The 13,787-nt window shown below is 58.0% G+C and carries 9 protein-coding genes and 2 pseudogenes; 6 read left to right on the forward strand and 5 right to left on the reverse strand.

Annotated features, from left to right (window positions below; genetic code table 11):
• Positions 1-106 precede the first annotated feature (106 nt).
• Positions 107-1,024 (forward strand): LysR family transcriptional regulator, encoded by a 918-nt coding sequence (locus ACRC4F_RS14690; RefSeq protein WP_438659960.1) that lies wholly within the window; start codon positions 107-109, stop codon positions 1,022-1,024.
• Positions 1,025-1,049: 25 nt separating this feature from the next.
• Here the strand turns inward: ACRC4F_RS14690 and ACRC4F_RS14695 are convergent, their stop codons facing one another.
• Complete coding sequence (locus ACRC4F_RS14695) at positions 1,050-1,784, reverse strand: FadR/GntR family transcriptional regulator (protein WP_438659961.1); 735 nt, start codon at positions 1,782-1,784, stop codon at positions 1,050-1,052.
• 184 nt (positions 1,785-1,968) lie between these two features.
• Positions 1,969-3,705: an IlvD/Edd family dehydratase gene (locus tag ACRC4F_RS14700; RefSeq protein ID WP_438659962.1), complete on the reverse strand. Its 1,737-nt coding sequence runs from the start codon at positions 3,703-3,705 to the stop codon at positions 1,969-1,971.
• A 188-nt stretch (positions 3,706-3,893) separates the two neighbouring features.
• Here ACRC4F_RS14700 and ACRC4F_RS14705 point away from each other — a divergent pair, with 188 nt between their 5' ends.
• The 5 genes from ACRC4F_RS14705 to ACRC4F_RS14725 all read left to right on the forward strand — a co-directional run bounded on the left by ACRC4F_RS14705 (position 3,894) and on the right by ACRC4F_RS14725 (position 10,684).
• Positions 3,894-5,216: an MFS transporter gene (locus ACRC4F_RS14705; RefSeq protein WP_438659963.1), complete on the forward strand. Its 1,323-nt coding sequence runs from the start codon at positions 3,894-3,896 to the stop codon at positions 5,214-5,216.
• A 156-nt stretch (positions 5,217-5,372) separates the two neighbouring features.
• Positions 5,373-6,365 carry an AraD1 family protein gene (gene araD1 / locus ACRC4F_RS14710; protein ID WP_438659964.1) on the forward strand — a complete coding sequence of 331 codons (993 nt, stop codon included), beginning with the start codon at positions 5,373-5,375 and terminating at the stop codon, positions 6,363-6,365.
• A gap of 10 nt (positions 6,366-6,375) precedes the next feature.
• Positions 6,376-7,956 (forward strand): aldehyde dehydrogenase (NADP(+)), encoded by a 1,581-nt coding sequence (locus ACRC4F_RS14715; RefSeq protein WP_438659965.1) that lies wholly within the window; start codon positions 6,376-6,378, stop codon positions 7,954-7,956.
• A gap of 152 nt (positions 7,957-8,108) precedes the next feature.
• Complete coding sequence (locus tag ACRC4F_RS14720) at positions 8,109-8,882, forward strand: ABC transporter ATP-binding protein (RefSeq protein ID WP_201188514.1); 774 nt, start codon at positions 8,109-8,111, stop codon at positions 8,880-8,882.
• A gap of 125 nt (positions 8,883-9,007) precedes the next feature.
• Positions 9,008-10,684, forward strand: coding sequence for an NAD-dependent malic enzyme (locus ACRC4F_RS14725; protein WP_438659966.1), 1,677 nt, complete (start codon positions 9,008-9,010; stop codon positions 10,682-10,684).
• A gap of 139 nt (positions 10,685-10,823) precedes the next feature.
• Here ACRC4F_RS14725 and ACRC4F_RS14730 read toward each other — a convergent pair.
• The 3 genes and pseudogenes from ACRC4F_RS14730 to ACRC4F_RS14740 all read right to left on the reverse strand — a co-directional run.
• A pseudogene (locus ACRC4F_RS14730) lies at positions 10,824-10,975 on the reverse strand (IS5/IS1182 family transposase); the annotation flags it as partial.
• Between the two features lie 81 nt (positions 10,976-11,056).
• Positions 11,057-11,578, reverse strand: a pseudogene (locus ACRC4F_RS14735) (methyl-accepting chemotaxis protein); the annotation flags it as partial.
• A 1,424-nt stretch (positions 11,579-13,002) separates the two neighbouring features.
• Positions 13,003-13,785 (reverse strand): SDR family NAD(P)-dependent oxidoreductase, encoded by a 783-nt coding sequence (locus ACRC4F_RS14740; protein ID WP_438659967.1) that lies wholly within the window; start codon positions 13,783-13,785, stop codon positions 13,003-13,005.
• Positions 13,786-13,787: the final 2 nt, after the last annotated feature.

The raw sequence follows: 13,787 nt of genomic DNA on the forward strand, positions 1-13,787 counted from the left end.
CCTCCTTCAGGCTGGTCGGTATTTTTATTGACGGATCTCAGCATGCAGGAGGTTATTATTGAGTTGAATAGTCATAAATCGGTTTCTGCCGATACATGAGGTATCGATGGGTCGTTATACCGAGCTACACAGTTTTGTTCAGGTCGCCCATAAGGGCAGCTTTGCCGCCGCTGCACTAAATGAGGGGGTGACGCCAGCCATCCTTGGTCGACGACTTGATGCGCTAGAAAAACGCTTGGGCGTCAAGTTGATGCATCGCTCCACGCGAGGCCTGAAGTTGACTGAGGCGGGAGAGCAGTTACTGGAAGGGGCCAAGCATCTGATGCGCGAATTCGACGAGGTCGAGTCAAGCATCAGCAACAGAAGCACCACCGTCAGCGGCCACTTGGTGGTGTCCGCTCCGGCTGCTTTTGGACGACAGCATATTGCCCCTCATGTCTTTGCCTTCCAGCAGCGTTTTCCAGATCTCAAGTTATCCTTCAACTTTACGGACAGCGTGATTGACCTGGTCAGTGAGGGGTACGATATGAGTATTCGTATCGGAGAAGTCACTGACCCCAACTACGTGGCGATCAAGCTTTTCCCCAATTGGAGGGTGGTTTGCGGTACGCCAGACTATTTCGCCAAGCATGGTGCACCGCAAACGCTGGAGGATTTGGCACAGCACAATTGCTTGGCCTTCAACCTGCAGGGTGGCCAGCAACGGGGCTGGACGTTCTTGCGCGATGGCCGACTGGTAGCGATGAAAGTCAGTGGTAACGTTGCTTGCAATGACGGTGAATTGCTTTTCGCCTGGATACGTCAGGGGCTCGGTATTGGTTGGCGCTCAACGTGGGAAATTCAAGGAGAGCTCAAGCGGGGTGAACTGGTAACGGTTCTAGATGAGTTTGCTTTGCCCAATTACGACATTCAGGCGGTGTACCCCCAGCAACGCTATTTACCAGCCAAAGTACGTTTTTTTATCGAGTATCTTAAAACTTTATATAACTCAGCTGGTTACTGGGAAAAGTCACACCCACTTTGAGTGTTGGTTTTCTGTGGGGCAGGAGCTAGAGCGACGAGGCTATTGCTTCGTCAGGAACCAACACCACCCTCAATGCACTGCGCGCATCATCGAGCTGCACCAACGTCGCATGTTGCGCACCCAACGCATCGCGGTTTTCGATAGCCGTCAGAATCGCCTTATGCCGTGGCAACGCCAGCTCATGCAGATTCGGCCGCTGGTTGGAATGCTTCAACGCTTCGGTAATCGCCACCGAGAGCATGTTGCAAAGATTCGCCAGCAAGTCGTTATGGGTCGCGTAGGCGATTCGGCTGTGGAAGTCCAGGTCCGGTTGCAGCAGCGCTTCGGGGGTCGGTGCGGCCTCCATGCGTTGGTACGCTTCACCGATGGAGGCGATGTCCTCGTCGGTGGCGAACTGCGCGGCGAGGGCGGCCGCAGCCGGTTCGATGATGCTGCGCACGCTAGTCAGCAGATTGAAAAACTCGTTCTGCGGGCTGCTTTGCATCAGCCAGTGCAGCACGTCCGGGTCGAGCATGTGCCATTCCCGGCGCGGTTTGACCACGGTGCCGACCCGCGGACGGGAATACACCAGCCCCTTGGCGACCAACACCCGGGTGGCTTCGCGCAGCACCGGCCGGCTGACGGCGTACTCCTCGCACAGCAGGGCTTCGGCGGGCAGTTTGTCGTCTGGCTTGAAACGTCCCGAGACGATCTGCATGCCCAGTTCCTGGACGATGCGCGAGTGCATGCTTTTGCGGTCGGAGGGTTTGCGGTAATCCATGGGAAGCGGCGCGATCCTGTGCGATGGAGGGGGGCGCATGATAGCAGGCGTGGCGCAATCTTGAGGCGGGTGAAAATCAATGTGGGAGCGAGCCTGCTCGCGAAAGCGGAGTGTCAGACAACGAAGATGTTGAATGATAAACCGCTTTCGCGAGCAAGCTCGCTCCCACAGGGGATGGGTGTGATTAGTGGGAGTGGCGGGGTACTTCGGAGCCGCGGCAACCGACCAGGAAATCGAAATCACACCCCTGGTCCGCCTGCAGCACATGGTCGATGTAGAGCTGACGATAACCGCCCACGATCAGGTTTTGCGGCGGTTGCAGATCCGCCATGCGCGCCGCTAGTTCCGCGTCCGGAATGTCCAGATGCAGACGGCCGCTGGCGCAATCAAGCTCAATAAAGTCGCCTTCCTTCACCACCGCCAAAGGTCCGCCAGCCGCCGCTTCCGGGGCCACGTGCAGAACGACAGTGCCGTACGCCGTGCCGCTCATGCGCGCATCGGAAATCCGCACCATATCGGTCACGCCCTGGGCCAGCAGTTTGGCCGGCAAGCCCATGTTGCCGACTTCGGCCATGCCCGGATAACCCTTCGGACCGCAGTTTTTCATCACCAGAATCGAGTTGGCATCGACGTCCAGTTCCGGATCGTTGATCCGTGCCTTGTACATGTCGAAGTTCTCGAACACCACGGCACGGCCGCGGTGCTGCATTAGTTCGGCAGTGGCGGCGGACGGTTTCAGCACGGCACCGAGTGGTGCCAGGTTGCCGCGCAGCACGCAGATGCCACCGTCGGCGCGGATCGGGTTGTCGAGGGTACGGATCACTTCGTCCTGGCCGTAGATCGGCGCGTCCTTGGTGTTCTCGCCGAGGGTCTTGCCATTGACGGTCAAGGCGTTTGGATGCGGAATCAGGTTGGCTTCGCCGAGGCGGCGCAGCACCGCGGGCAATCCACCGGCGTAGTAGAACTCTTCCATCAGGAAACGCCCGGATGGTTGCAGGTCGACGATGGTCGGCATGCCGCGACCGATGCGGGTCCAGTCGTCCAGATCCAGTTCCACGCCGATACGGCCGGCGATGGCTTTCAAGTGGATCACCGCGTTGGTCGAGCCGCCGATGGCGGCGTTCACGCGGATAGCGTTTTCGAAGGCTTCCTTGGTCAGGATCTTCGACAGCTTCAAGTCTTCACGAACCATCTCCACCGCGCGCATGCCGGACATGTGCGCCAGCACATAACGACGCGCATCGACGGCAGGAATCGCCGCGTTATGGGGCAGGGACGTGCCCAGTGCTTCGGCCATGCAGGCCATGGTCGACGCGGTGCCCATGGTGTTGCAGGTGCCGGCCGAACGGGACATGCCGCCCTCGGCCGCGAGGAAATCGTCGAGGGTGATGGTGCCCGCTTTCACCTGTTCACTGAGCTGCCAGACCACGGTGCCCGAACCGATGTCCTGGCCCTTGTGCTTGCCGTTGAGCATTGGCCCGCCGGTGACGACGATCGCCGGCACGTCACAACTGGCTGCACCCATCAACAATGCCGGGGTGGTTTTGTCACAACCGGTCAGCAGCACAACACCGTCAATCGGGTTACCGCGAATCGCTTCTTCAACGTCCATGCTCGTCAGGTTGCGGGTGAACATGGCGGTCGGACGCAGGTTGGATTCGCCGTTGGAGAACACCGGGAACTCCACCGGCCAGCCACCTGCCTCGATCACCCCACGTTTGACGTGCTCGGCAATCTGGCGGAAATGCGCGTTGCACGGGGTCAATTCCGACCAGGTGTTGCAGATACCGATGATCGGTTTGCCGTGGAACTGGTGGTCGGCGATACCCTGATTCTTCATCCAGCTGCGGTACATGAAACCGTTCTTGTCGGCGGTGCCAAACCATTGGGCGGAGCGCAGGGTGGGTTTCTTATCAGACATGATAGGCCTCTTATTGTATGACTATATTGTTCATAATGAGCCGTAACATAAGCGCAAATTCGACTGTTTGGAAGTGTTGTTGATAAATTAGTATTACTATATAGTCGTTTCGACGGAGGGATGACCCTGGCGATTTTGTGCGAGAGGCGTCCCCCGAGGTTCTATAAAAACAATCGGAGACCGATCTCATGAGCCAGGAATTGCGGCTTATTCGTCGCATCACGCTGAAACTGATTCCCTTCCTGATCCTGCTGTACCTGATCGCCTATGTGGATCGCTCCGCCGTGGGGTTCGCCAAGCTGCACATGGGCGCCGACATCGGCATCGGCGACGCGGCTTACGGTTTGGGTGCCGGGCTGTTTTTCATTGGCTACTTCCTGCTGGAAATCCCCAGCAACCTGATGCTCGATCGCTTCGGCGCGCGACGCTGGTTTGCGCGGATCATGATCACCTGGGGCGCCATCACCATCGGCATGGCCTTCGTCCAGGGGCCGCACAGCTTTTATCTGATGCGCTTTCTGCTCGGTGCGGCCGAGGCCGGGTTCTTTCCGGGCGTTCTCTACTACATCACCCAATGGTTTCCGATTCGCCATCGCGGCAAGATCCTCGGGCTGTTCATCCTTTCCCAACCCATCGCGATGTTGATCACCGGCCCGGTGTCCGGCGGTTTGCTCGGCATGGACGGCACCCTCGGTCTGCACGGTTGGCAGTGGCTGTTCATCGTCATTGGCACCCCGGCGATCCTGCTGACCTGGCCCGTGCTGCGTTGGCTGCCTGATGGTCCGCAACAAGTGAAATGGATGGACCAGTCGGAAAAGGACTGGCTGACCGGTGAGCTGAAAAAAGACCTGGAAGCCTACGGCCAGACTCGCCACGGCAACCCGTTGCACGCCCTCAAGGACAAACGCGTGTTGCTGCTGGCGCTGTTCTATCTGCCGGTGACCCTGAGCATCTACGGCCTGGGCTTGTGGTTGCCGACGCTGATCAAACAGTTTGGCGGCACTGATCTGGTAACCGGTTTTGTGTCGTCGGTGCCGTACATCTTCGGGATCATCGGTTTGCTGATTATTCCGCGCAGTTCCGACCGCTTGAATGATCGCTACGGCCACTTGGCGGTGCTGTACGTGTTGGGTGCCATCGGCCTGTTCCTCAGCGCCTGGCTGACGGTGCCGGTGCTGCAACTGGCGGCCCTGTGCCTGGTGGCATTCGCGCTGTTTTCCTGCACCGCGGTGTTCTGGACCTTGCCGGGTCGTTTCTTTGCCGGCGCCAGTGCGGCGGCCGGGATCGCCTTGATCAACTCGGTGGGCAACCTCGGTGGCTATATTGGCCCGTTCGTGATCGGCGCCCTCAAGGAGTACACCGGTAGCCTGGCGTCGGGGCTGTACTTCTTGTCCGGCGTGATGGTGTTCGGTTTGGTGCTGACCGGCGTGGTCTATCGCCTGTTGGAGCGCAAGCACGTACTGCCGGCCGATCAGTTCGCTGCCAGCGCCCGTGGCGCTACCCGCACATAAATCTGAAGGTTAACCCCAATCAAATGTGGGAGCGGGCCTGCTCGCGAAGAGGTCGTCACATTCAACATCAATGGTGACTGACACACCGCCTTCGCGAGCAAGCCCGCTCCCACATTGGTTTTGCGGTGTTTTCGAGTTTGTTTACAGGAGAAAATCATGCGTTTGGTTCAGTTCGAATTGAGTAATGGCGAGCGCCGCGTCGGCGTGGTCGAGGACGGTCTGGTGCGTGAAGTCCAGGACGCGCGCACCGTGCGTGACCTGGCACTGGCGGCGATCGAGGCGGGCGTCAACCTTGAGCAACAGGTGCAAACCCTGGGCCTGGGCATCAGTCACGACTATGCCGAGCTGCTGGCCAAGTTGCGGATCCTGCCGCCGCTGGATCACCCGGACCCGGCGCACATGTTGGTCAGCGGTACCGGCCTGACCCATCTGGGCAGCGCCTCGGCCCGAGACAAAATGCATCAGCAGGCCGGCGACGAAGCTGCGATGACCGACTCCATGCGCATCTTCAAGTGGGGCGTGGAGGGTGGGCAACCGGCAGCGGGGCAGGCTGGCGCGCAACCGGAGTGGTTCTACAAGGGCGACGGCAGCATCGTCGTGCGCCCGGGCCAACCGTTCCCGCTGCCGCCATTCGCCGAAGATGCCGGTGAAGAGCCCGAGATCAGCGGTCTCTATGTCATCGGTCAGGACGGTAAACCGTATCGCCTCGGTTTCGCGGTGGGCAACGAGTTTTCCGACCACGTGATGGAGCGCACGAACTACCTCTACCTGGCCCATTCGAAATTGCGCAGCTGCAGTTATGGCCCGGAACTTCGGGTCGGCGAACTGCCGCAGCACCTGGCCGGCAGCAGTCGCATTCTGCGTGACGGTAAGGTGCTGTGGCAGAACGAGTTTCTGAGTGGCGAAGCCAACATGTGCCACAGCCTTGCGAACCTCGAGTACCACCATTTCAAGTACAGCCAGTTCCTGCGTCCCGGTGACGTGCACATTCACTTCTTCGGCACCGCGACCCTGTCCTTCGCCGACGGCATCCGCACGCAACCGGGTGACGTGTTCGAGATCAGCCAGACCGAATTTGGCGCGCCGTTGATCAACGGCATTGCAACCGTCGAAGCGGCCTTCCAGCCCGGCACCGTCGGCACCCTTTAAGGAGACTCTTATGACCCAGATTCTTGGGCACAACTTCATCGGCGGCCAGCGCGCCGCGGCCGGCACCATCATCGTCAAAAGTGTTGATGCCAGCACGGGCGAACACCTGCCTTACAGTTTCCACCAGGCCACTTTTGAAGAGGTCGACCGTGCCGCACTGGCGGCCGCTGGCGCCTATCCGGTCTACCGCAGCCTGAGTGCCGCCAAACGTGCCGAATTCCTCGACGCCATCGCCGATGAACTGGACGCTCTCGGTGATGACTTTGTCGCGTTGGTCTGCCGCGAAACCGCATTGCCCGCCGCACGCATTCAAGGCGAGCGCGGCCGCACCAGCGGTCAGATGCGCCTGTTCGCCAACTTGCTGCGTCGCGGTGATTTCTATGGTGCGCGCATCGATCAGGCATTGCCCGAGCGCAAACCGCTGCCGCGTCCAGATCTTCGCCAGTACCGCATCGGCCTCGGACCGGTTGCCGTGTTTGGCGCCAGTAACTTTCCGTTGGCGTTTTCCACCGCAGGCGGCGACACCGCTTCGGCGTTGGCCGCCGGCTGCCCTGTAGTGGTCAAGGCCCACAGCGGCCACATGGCTACGGCTGAACTCGTCGCCGAGGCCATCATCCGCGCCGCAGACAAAACCGGCATGCCTGCCGGTGTGTTCAACATGATCTACGGCGGCGGGGTTGGCGGAGCGCTGGTCAAGCACCCGGCGATTCAGGCAGTAGGCTTTACCGGTTCACTCAAGGGTGGCCGAGCGTTGTGCGACATGGCGGCAACACGGCCACAGCCAATCCCGGTGTTCGCCGAGATGTCGAGCATCAACCCGGTGATCGTGTTGCCGCAGGCGCTGGAAGTTCGCGCTGAAACCATCGCCCGGGACCTGACCGCTTCCGTGGTTCAGGGCTGTGGTCAGTTCTGCACCAATCCGGGTCTGGTGATCGGCCTTCGTTCGCCGCAGTTCAGTGCATTCGTGCAGCAAGTGGCCGGGTTGATGGGTGATCAGCCGGCGCAAACCATGCTCAATGCCGGGACCTTGAGCAGTTATGGCCAAGGCTTGCAGAAGCTCCTCGCGCATCCTGACATCGAGCACCTGGCCGGCAGTGCGCAACAAGGCAATCAGGCCCAGCCGCAACTGTTCAAGGCCGATGTCAGCCTGTTGATCAACGGCGATGAAGTGTTGCAAGAGGAAGTGTTTGGCCCGACCACGGTGGTCGTCGAAGTGGCCGATCAGGCGCAACTCAGTGCCGCGTTGAACGGCCTGCACGGTCAGCTGACGGCGACGATCATTGGCGAATCGGCGGATTTCGTGCAGTTCGGTGAGCTGACGGCGTTGCTGGAGCAGAAGGTCGGGCGGATCTTGCTCAATGGTTTCCCGACCGGTGTGGAAGTCTGCGATTCGATGGTCCATGGCGGGCCGTATCCGGCGACGTCGGATGCGCGCGGCACCTCGGTGGGCACCTTGGCCATTGACCGTTTTTTGCGTCCGGTGTGCTTCCAGAACTATCCGGACAGCCTGCTGCCAGATGCGTTGAAGAACGCTAATCCACTGCGCATCCAACGCCTGGTGGATGGCCAGCCGTCCCGCGAAGTCCTGTAACTGATCATTCCCATGCTTTGCGTCATTGGCGTCTCGTAACAACTAAAGGGGGAACTTGCTCGCCTCGTTCCCCCCTTGCTCTGCCTGCCTCCAACCAACACAAACAGGTCGTTGCCCGCAGCAAGAGACCAACCGCTCATAAAGGCAAAACGATGATCGAGTTGAACCAAGTCACCGCCTATCAACAACAGACCCAAGTGTTTGATCGGATCTCACTGAAAATCGGTTACAACGAACGCGTCGCCATCCTCGGCCCTAACGGGGCAGGCAAAAGCACACTGTTGAAACTGATGACTCGGGAGATCCACCCCGTCGACAAGCCAGGCAGCTATCTCAAGCTGTTTGGCGATGAAAGGGTCAACCTTTGGAGCCTGCGCAGCAAGATCGGCTTTGTCTCGCAGGACCTGCAGGAAGATTACACCCCTTATACCTCGGCGCTGAATGTTGTCATCTCAGGTTTTTTTGGCGCTATAGGTGCACATGATCATATAAAACCCACTGATGATCAGGTCGCACTGGCACGAGATCTCATGGCAAAACTGGGCATGTCTGTCGATGAGCAACATATGTTCCAGCGCCTGTCCACAGGGCAAAAACGCCGCCTTTTACTAGCCCGCGCGCTGGTGCACGACCCGCAGGCGTTGATCCTCGATGAGCCCACCAGTGGCCTCGACATGGGGGCGAGTCTGGGCTTGCTGAAGCTGATGCGCAGCTTTTGTGGCGAAGGTCGGGCGATGATTATCACCACTCACCACATCAACGAAATAATTCCCGAGATTGATCGCGTGGTGTTGATCAACGAAGGGCAAGTGGTAGCCGACGGCCCCAAGAGCGAGATTCTGACCAGCGATAACCTTTCGGATCTGTATCAGACCGACCTGGAAGTGTCCGAGCAATATGGCTGGTATGGATGTTGGCACAGTTGAGGCGGGGCGGGGGTCATCTTCATTTCCTGGATATCTCTCTCCCCTAGTCAATAAACGGCGTGTCTTGGAATTCGGCATCAAAAGTGTATATTGAATTCAAAATTCAATAAGTGCAGGAGAACGAAATGAATAGTCCCATCGATCGCCCGCTACAAATCCCTTTCCAAGGTCCTACTCTGTTGGGAACTCCGCTTCTTAACAAAGGTACGGCGTTTGACCTGCAAGAGCGTGACGCCTTGCATTTGCGAGGGTTGCTTCCGCAGCAGGTCGAAACGATCGATCAGCAGGCCCAGCGCGCTTACCAGCAGTTCCAGGGTTGCGCGACCGATCTGGACAAACACATCCTGTTGCGTTCGATCCAGGACTCTAACGAAACCCTTTTCTATCGGGTGGTCGATGACCATCTCGATGAAATGTTGCCGATTATCTACACGCCCACCGTCGGTAAAGCCTGTCAGGAATTCTCCCGAATCTACCGCAGCCATCGTGGATTGTTCATCAGCATTGCCGACCGCGAGCGCATAGACGAAATTCTCAACAATGTCACCAAGGATAATGTAAAGGTCATCGTTGTCAGTGATTGCGAGCGCATCCTGGGGCTTGGCGACCAAGGTGTCGGCGGCATGGGCATTCCCATCGGCAAGCTGTCACTGTATACCGCTTGCGGTGGCATCAGTCCGGCCTACACGCTACCGGTGGTTCTCGACGTGGGGACTAACAATCCGCAGCTGCTGGCGGACCCCTTGTACTTCGGCCTACGGGAAGAGCGCATCCGTGGGGCTGAATATGATCAGTTCCTGCAGGCTTTTGTAGAGGGCATACAACGCCGCTGGCCCGAAGCGATTTTGCAGTTCGAAGACTTTGCCCTGACCAATGCCATGCCATTGCTGGCGCGCTATCGCGATCAGCTGTGCTGCTTCAACGACGACATTCAGGGCACCGCCGCCGTGACCGTCGGTACCTTGCTGGCGGCCTGCAAGGTCAAGGGCCAGCGCCTGTCCGAACAGACGGTCGCCTTTGTCGGTGCTGGATCGGCTGGGTGCGGCATTGCCGAGCAGATCATTGCTGCCATGCAGTTGGAAGGACTGAGCGAGCCCCTGGCACGCAGCAGGGTGTACCTGCTTAACAGCAAAGGTTTGCTGACCGATCGCCAGCCCGACCTCTACGATTTCCAGCAACGCCTGGCTCACCCCAGCGAGTCGCTCGCACACTGGGATTTCAACGGTGACTGGCCGTCGCTGCAGGAGGTGGTGAGTAACGCCAAACCCACTGTGTTGATCGGCGTATCTGGCAAGGCCGGTCTGTTCACCCAGCAGATCATCGAGACGATGCATGCCCATTGTCCGCAACCGATTATCATGCCGTTGTCCAACCCGACCTCTCAGATCGAAGCGCATCCCAAGGACATCCTGCAATGGACCGAGGGGCAGGCTTTGGTAGCCGCTGGCAGTCCGTTTTTGCCGATCGAGCTGTTGGGCAAAACCTTTCCCATTGCCCAGTGCAATAACTCCTACATCTTCCCCGGCATTGGCTTGGGGGCGATCGCCAGCAAGGCGACACGCATCACTGACGGTATGCTGATGGCCTCGGCTCAAGCGCTGGCCGAGAGCGCCGGGGCAGGGCAGATGCTGCCTGCGTTGCGCGATGTCCAGGCCGTGAGCAAACGTATCGCCTTCGCGGTTGGCATGGCAGCCCAGCGCGACAGCGTTGCCCCGCCCATGTCCGAGGAGGTATTGCAGGCAGCCATCGAGCAGCATTTCTGGCAGCCGGTTTATCGACAATACGTACGACGCCCCGAGTAAACCTTGAGTCAAAAAGAATCCCGCCAATCTGGCGGGATTCAGGTTGCTGACAAAGCCCCTGGCCGAAAGGCCGGGGGCTTTTGTTGTGCGCCGAGCATGGGCACAATCTTGCGGGGGAAAGTCCCGCCGTAAGCTAACGACTCATGCCACGTAGTCGAAAGCGATCAAATTTCAGGGTGCGCTTGAGGTGGGCTGACAGCATTCGAACTTTTTAAGTTCGTGGCGAGAGCGCTGATACGCGGGCTTAGGTGCAATACGCCGAGCCGCATCACGAGCGGCTTCATGGACGCTGGGCGGGCCTATTCCTCCCTGGAATCGCGACAACCTTGATCGTCAGGTGCCCCACACCCGCCATTGCGTCACATGCGTCTTTTAGCCCGCCGGTGATGCCACTTTGAAAAAAGCCATTTTCGTGGTCAGCCGATCGGCCAGTTCCGCCAGTTCCTGGTTCGATATTTCTACCACTTGAGACCCGGCCGCCGACTGAACAGTCGAACCGTGAATGCGAGTGACATTCTGCGCGACCTCTTCGGCCACAGCGCTTTGCTGAACAGAGACGGTTGCGATTTGTGCGTTCATATCATTTATAGCACCCACTTCCTTACTGATTTTGCTGAGTGCCGCTTGCGAATCGCGGGTCTGCTCGACCGTCGTATGCGCTAAGTCACGGCTGCGCTGCATGACTTCGGCGGCGTTTTGAGTGCCGCTCTGAAGCCGGCCAATCATCTCGCGGATCTCCTGAGTGGACTCCTGGGTACGTGTCGCAAGTGACCGGACCTCGTCCGCGACAACCGCAAAACCGCGTCCATGCTCACCCGCCCTTGCTGCTTCGATGGCAGCATTGAGCGCCAGCAAATTGGTTTGCGCGGCGATCGCGTTAATCACTTCAATCACTGTTTCAATGTTTTCGCTGTCACTGGATACCTGGTTGACCGTCTCGGTCGCTTGCTCAAGGATCGCCGTCAACTCTTCGATAGCCACAGTCACCTCACCCACCATGCGGTAGCCGATTTCGACTTCTGTGTCGGCCATTATTGTCGCTTTGGATGCTGTGGATGCGTATCCCGAAACCTGGCTGACCGAAGCGGCCATTTGTTTTATTGCCGTTGCGATGTGTTGGGCTTCATTTGTTTGCAGGCTGATTTGTTGCCTGTTATCGCTGGACGCTGACAGCATAATGACGGAGGAGTGCCGCAACTCCTGGGCGGCGATTCGAACCTCGGTTATTGTGTCGCCGAGCCTTGCCAACGCGCTCCTCAGTATGCCCATGACGCTATTGGGATGAGATGTGAGAATCGACTGATTCAATTCACCATCCGCGAGCCGGCGAATCGCGTCGGCCACCTCTTCAGGTTCCGCTCCAAGAGTCGATTTCACATACTTGATGATCACTACAGACACCCCGATGCTAAGCAAGATGGCCACCGCGCTGGCGAGGATCATCAACAGCGCGAAGGCGCTGGCGGCCGTTTGCACGCTGTCCAGCCTTTCCTTGATTGACGCCTCTTCGAAATCTATCAGCGCGTTCACTCGCTTTAGCCATTCGGAGTAGAGAGCGGAGGTTTCGGCGAGCAGCAGGGCCTGCGCATCAGGCACATCATTGCCACGACGCAGGGCTATTACTCGAGCTGTTGATGGCACGGCCTTGGCTTCGATGTCTTTGATTTCCTGAAGCAAACGTTTTTCTTCAGGCGTAACGTTTTTTTCGGCAAAGAGACGATCCATTGGCCCCGCAGATTCTTCGTAGTCTTTGCTCAACTTGGCGATTTCGTTCGAATGGAGAATCAGATCCTGATCGTTGTTCACCAGCACCGCATCGCGAATTGCGATTGCCCGGTTATGAACGCTTCCCCGAAAGTTGATTGCATAGCGCTGTATCAGGGCCGATTTTTCGCCTACTTCTTTCAAAGTACCGTCAATAAATCCCACGCGCTGGATGCCAACGGCGGTCACTAAAACAAACAACGAGAGAACGGAAGTGAAACCCAGCCCTATACGCATCGCTAAAGAGACAGTTTTTTCCATGGGAGGTCCGTGATCGGCGTGTGAGGTTGGTTGGTGGCTAAGAGCTATTACGACTGGGGAATTTAAGCGTGCGAAGTGGAGACGTCCAATCAGTAATAGAAGGGGTTGTCATAGAGCCAATCAATCGATTAGCTATCGACATCCATAAAGAATTTCTTGTGCAATGACCCGGTGATGGATTGCTTGCGTTGTGCTGTGGGATCGGTTGCAGATCCCGACACCCATCCAGTAGTCGATAAATCTCTCGGCTGCGCCGTCCTGATTACCTGCATCAAGGGCAGTGGACTTTCCGGTTATTTCTTAAAGGCCTTGTTCTCCACCAAGCAATTGCCACCGTCGATGACAAGTACCTCCCCAGTGATGTAACTGGACTCAGGTGACGCAAGAAAGGTAACAGCTGCGGCGACCTCTTCTGGACGACCGGCTCGACCGATCGGGACATACCGCCCTGCTTCCAACTCATCAGGAGTGCTCGAACCTGTGGCAATCCATCCGGGCGCAACCGAATTCACTGTGATTCCGTACCCCGCAACCTCAAGGGCCAGGCTCATGTTCATACCTATCATTCCCGCTTTAGCAGCAGCGTAAGCGGCTTCTCCCGGATTGCCGGCCCGAGTACCAGTAGTGGAGCTGATATTGACGATACGGCCATAGCCCCTGCGCCGCATCCCAGGCAAAACTGCACGGGTCAGCAGAAAAGCCGTTGTCAGGTTGCGTGTGATTGAAAGATTCCAGGTTTCCAAACTCATACTCGCTAAATCGGCAAAAGGCTCTGGGTGGCCTTGTGAGGCCATGCCGGCATTGTTCACGAGAATATCGATCCGCCCCCAAACTGATTCAGCCCAACTCGTAAACTCCAGTACTTGAGACTCCTCACACAGGTTTGTCGAACGGCCCTCGGCTTCAAACCCCGCAGCACGTAGTTCGGCCACTCGATCATTGATCCGAGCGCTGCTACCGGTGACGATCAACTTGACGCCCAAGCTGCCCAGACGTTTCGCAATCGCGATGCCAATTCCCTGTTCACTACCGGCTCCACTGACTAGCGCTACCTGACCATTCCAATCCGCAACCATCA

It is taken from the genome of Pseudomonas sp. (assembly GCF_051660785.1).
Classification (GTDB): domain Bacteria; phylum Pseudomonadota; class Gammaproteobacteria; order Pseudomonadales; family Pseudomonadaceae; genus Aquipseudomonas.

What these genes read in the sequence shown, in the direction of transcription:
- ACRC4F_RS14690 (WP_438659960.1), top strand. Translation starts at nt 107, where the DNA reads ATGGGTCGTTATACCGAGCTACACAGTTTTGTTCAGGTCGCCCATAAG.
- ACRC4F_RS14695 (WP_438659961.1), bottom strand. Translation starts at nt 1,784, where the DNA reads ATGGATTACCGCAAACCCTCCGACCGCAAAAGCATGCACTCGCGCATC.
- ACRC4F_RS14700 (WP_438659962.1), bottom strand. Translation starts at nt 3,705, where the DNA reads ATGTCTGATAAGAAACCCACCCTGCGCTCCGCCCAATGGTTTGGCACC.
- ACRC4F_RS14705 (WP_438659963.1), top strand. Translation starts at nt 3,894, where the DNA reads ATGAGCCAGGAATTGCGGCTTATTCGTCGCATCACGCTGAAACTGATT.
- araD1 (WP_438659964.1), top strand. Translation starts at nt 5,373, where the DNA reads ATGCGTTTGGTTCAGTTCGAATTGAGTAATGGCGAGCGCCGCGTCGGC.
- ACRC4F_RS14715 (WP_438659965.1), top strand. Translation starts at nt 6,376, where the DNA reads ATGACCCAGATTCTTGGGCACAACTTCATCGGCGGCCAGCGCGCCGCG.
- ACRC4F_RS14720 (WP_201188514.1), top strand. Translation starts at nt 8,109, where the DNA reads ATGATCGAGTTGAACCAAGTCACCGCCTATCAACAACAGACCCAAGTG.
- ACRC4F_RS14725 (WP_438659966.1), top strand. Translation starts at nt 9,008, where the DNA reads ATGAATAGTCCCATCGATCGCCCGCTACAAATCCCTTTCCAAGGTCCT.
- ACRC4F_RS14740 (WP_438659967.1), bottom strand. Translation starts at nt 13,785, where the DNA reads ATGGTTGCGGATTGGAATGGTCAGGTAGCGCTAGTCAGTGGAGCCGGT.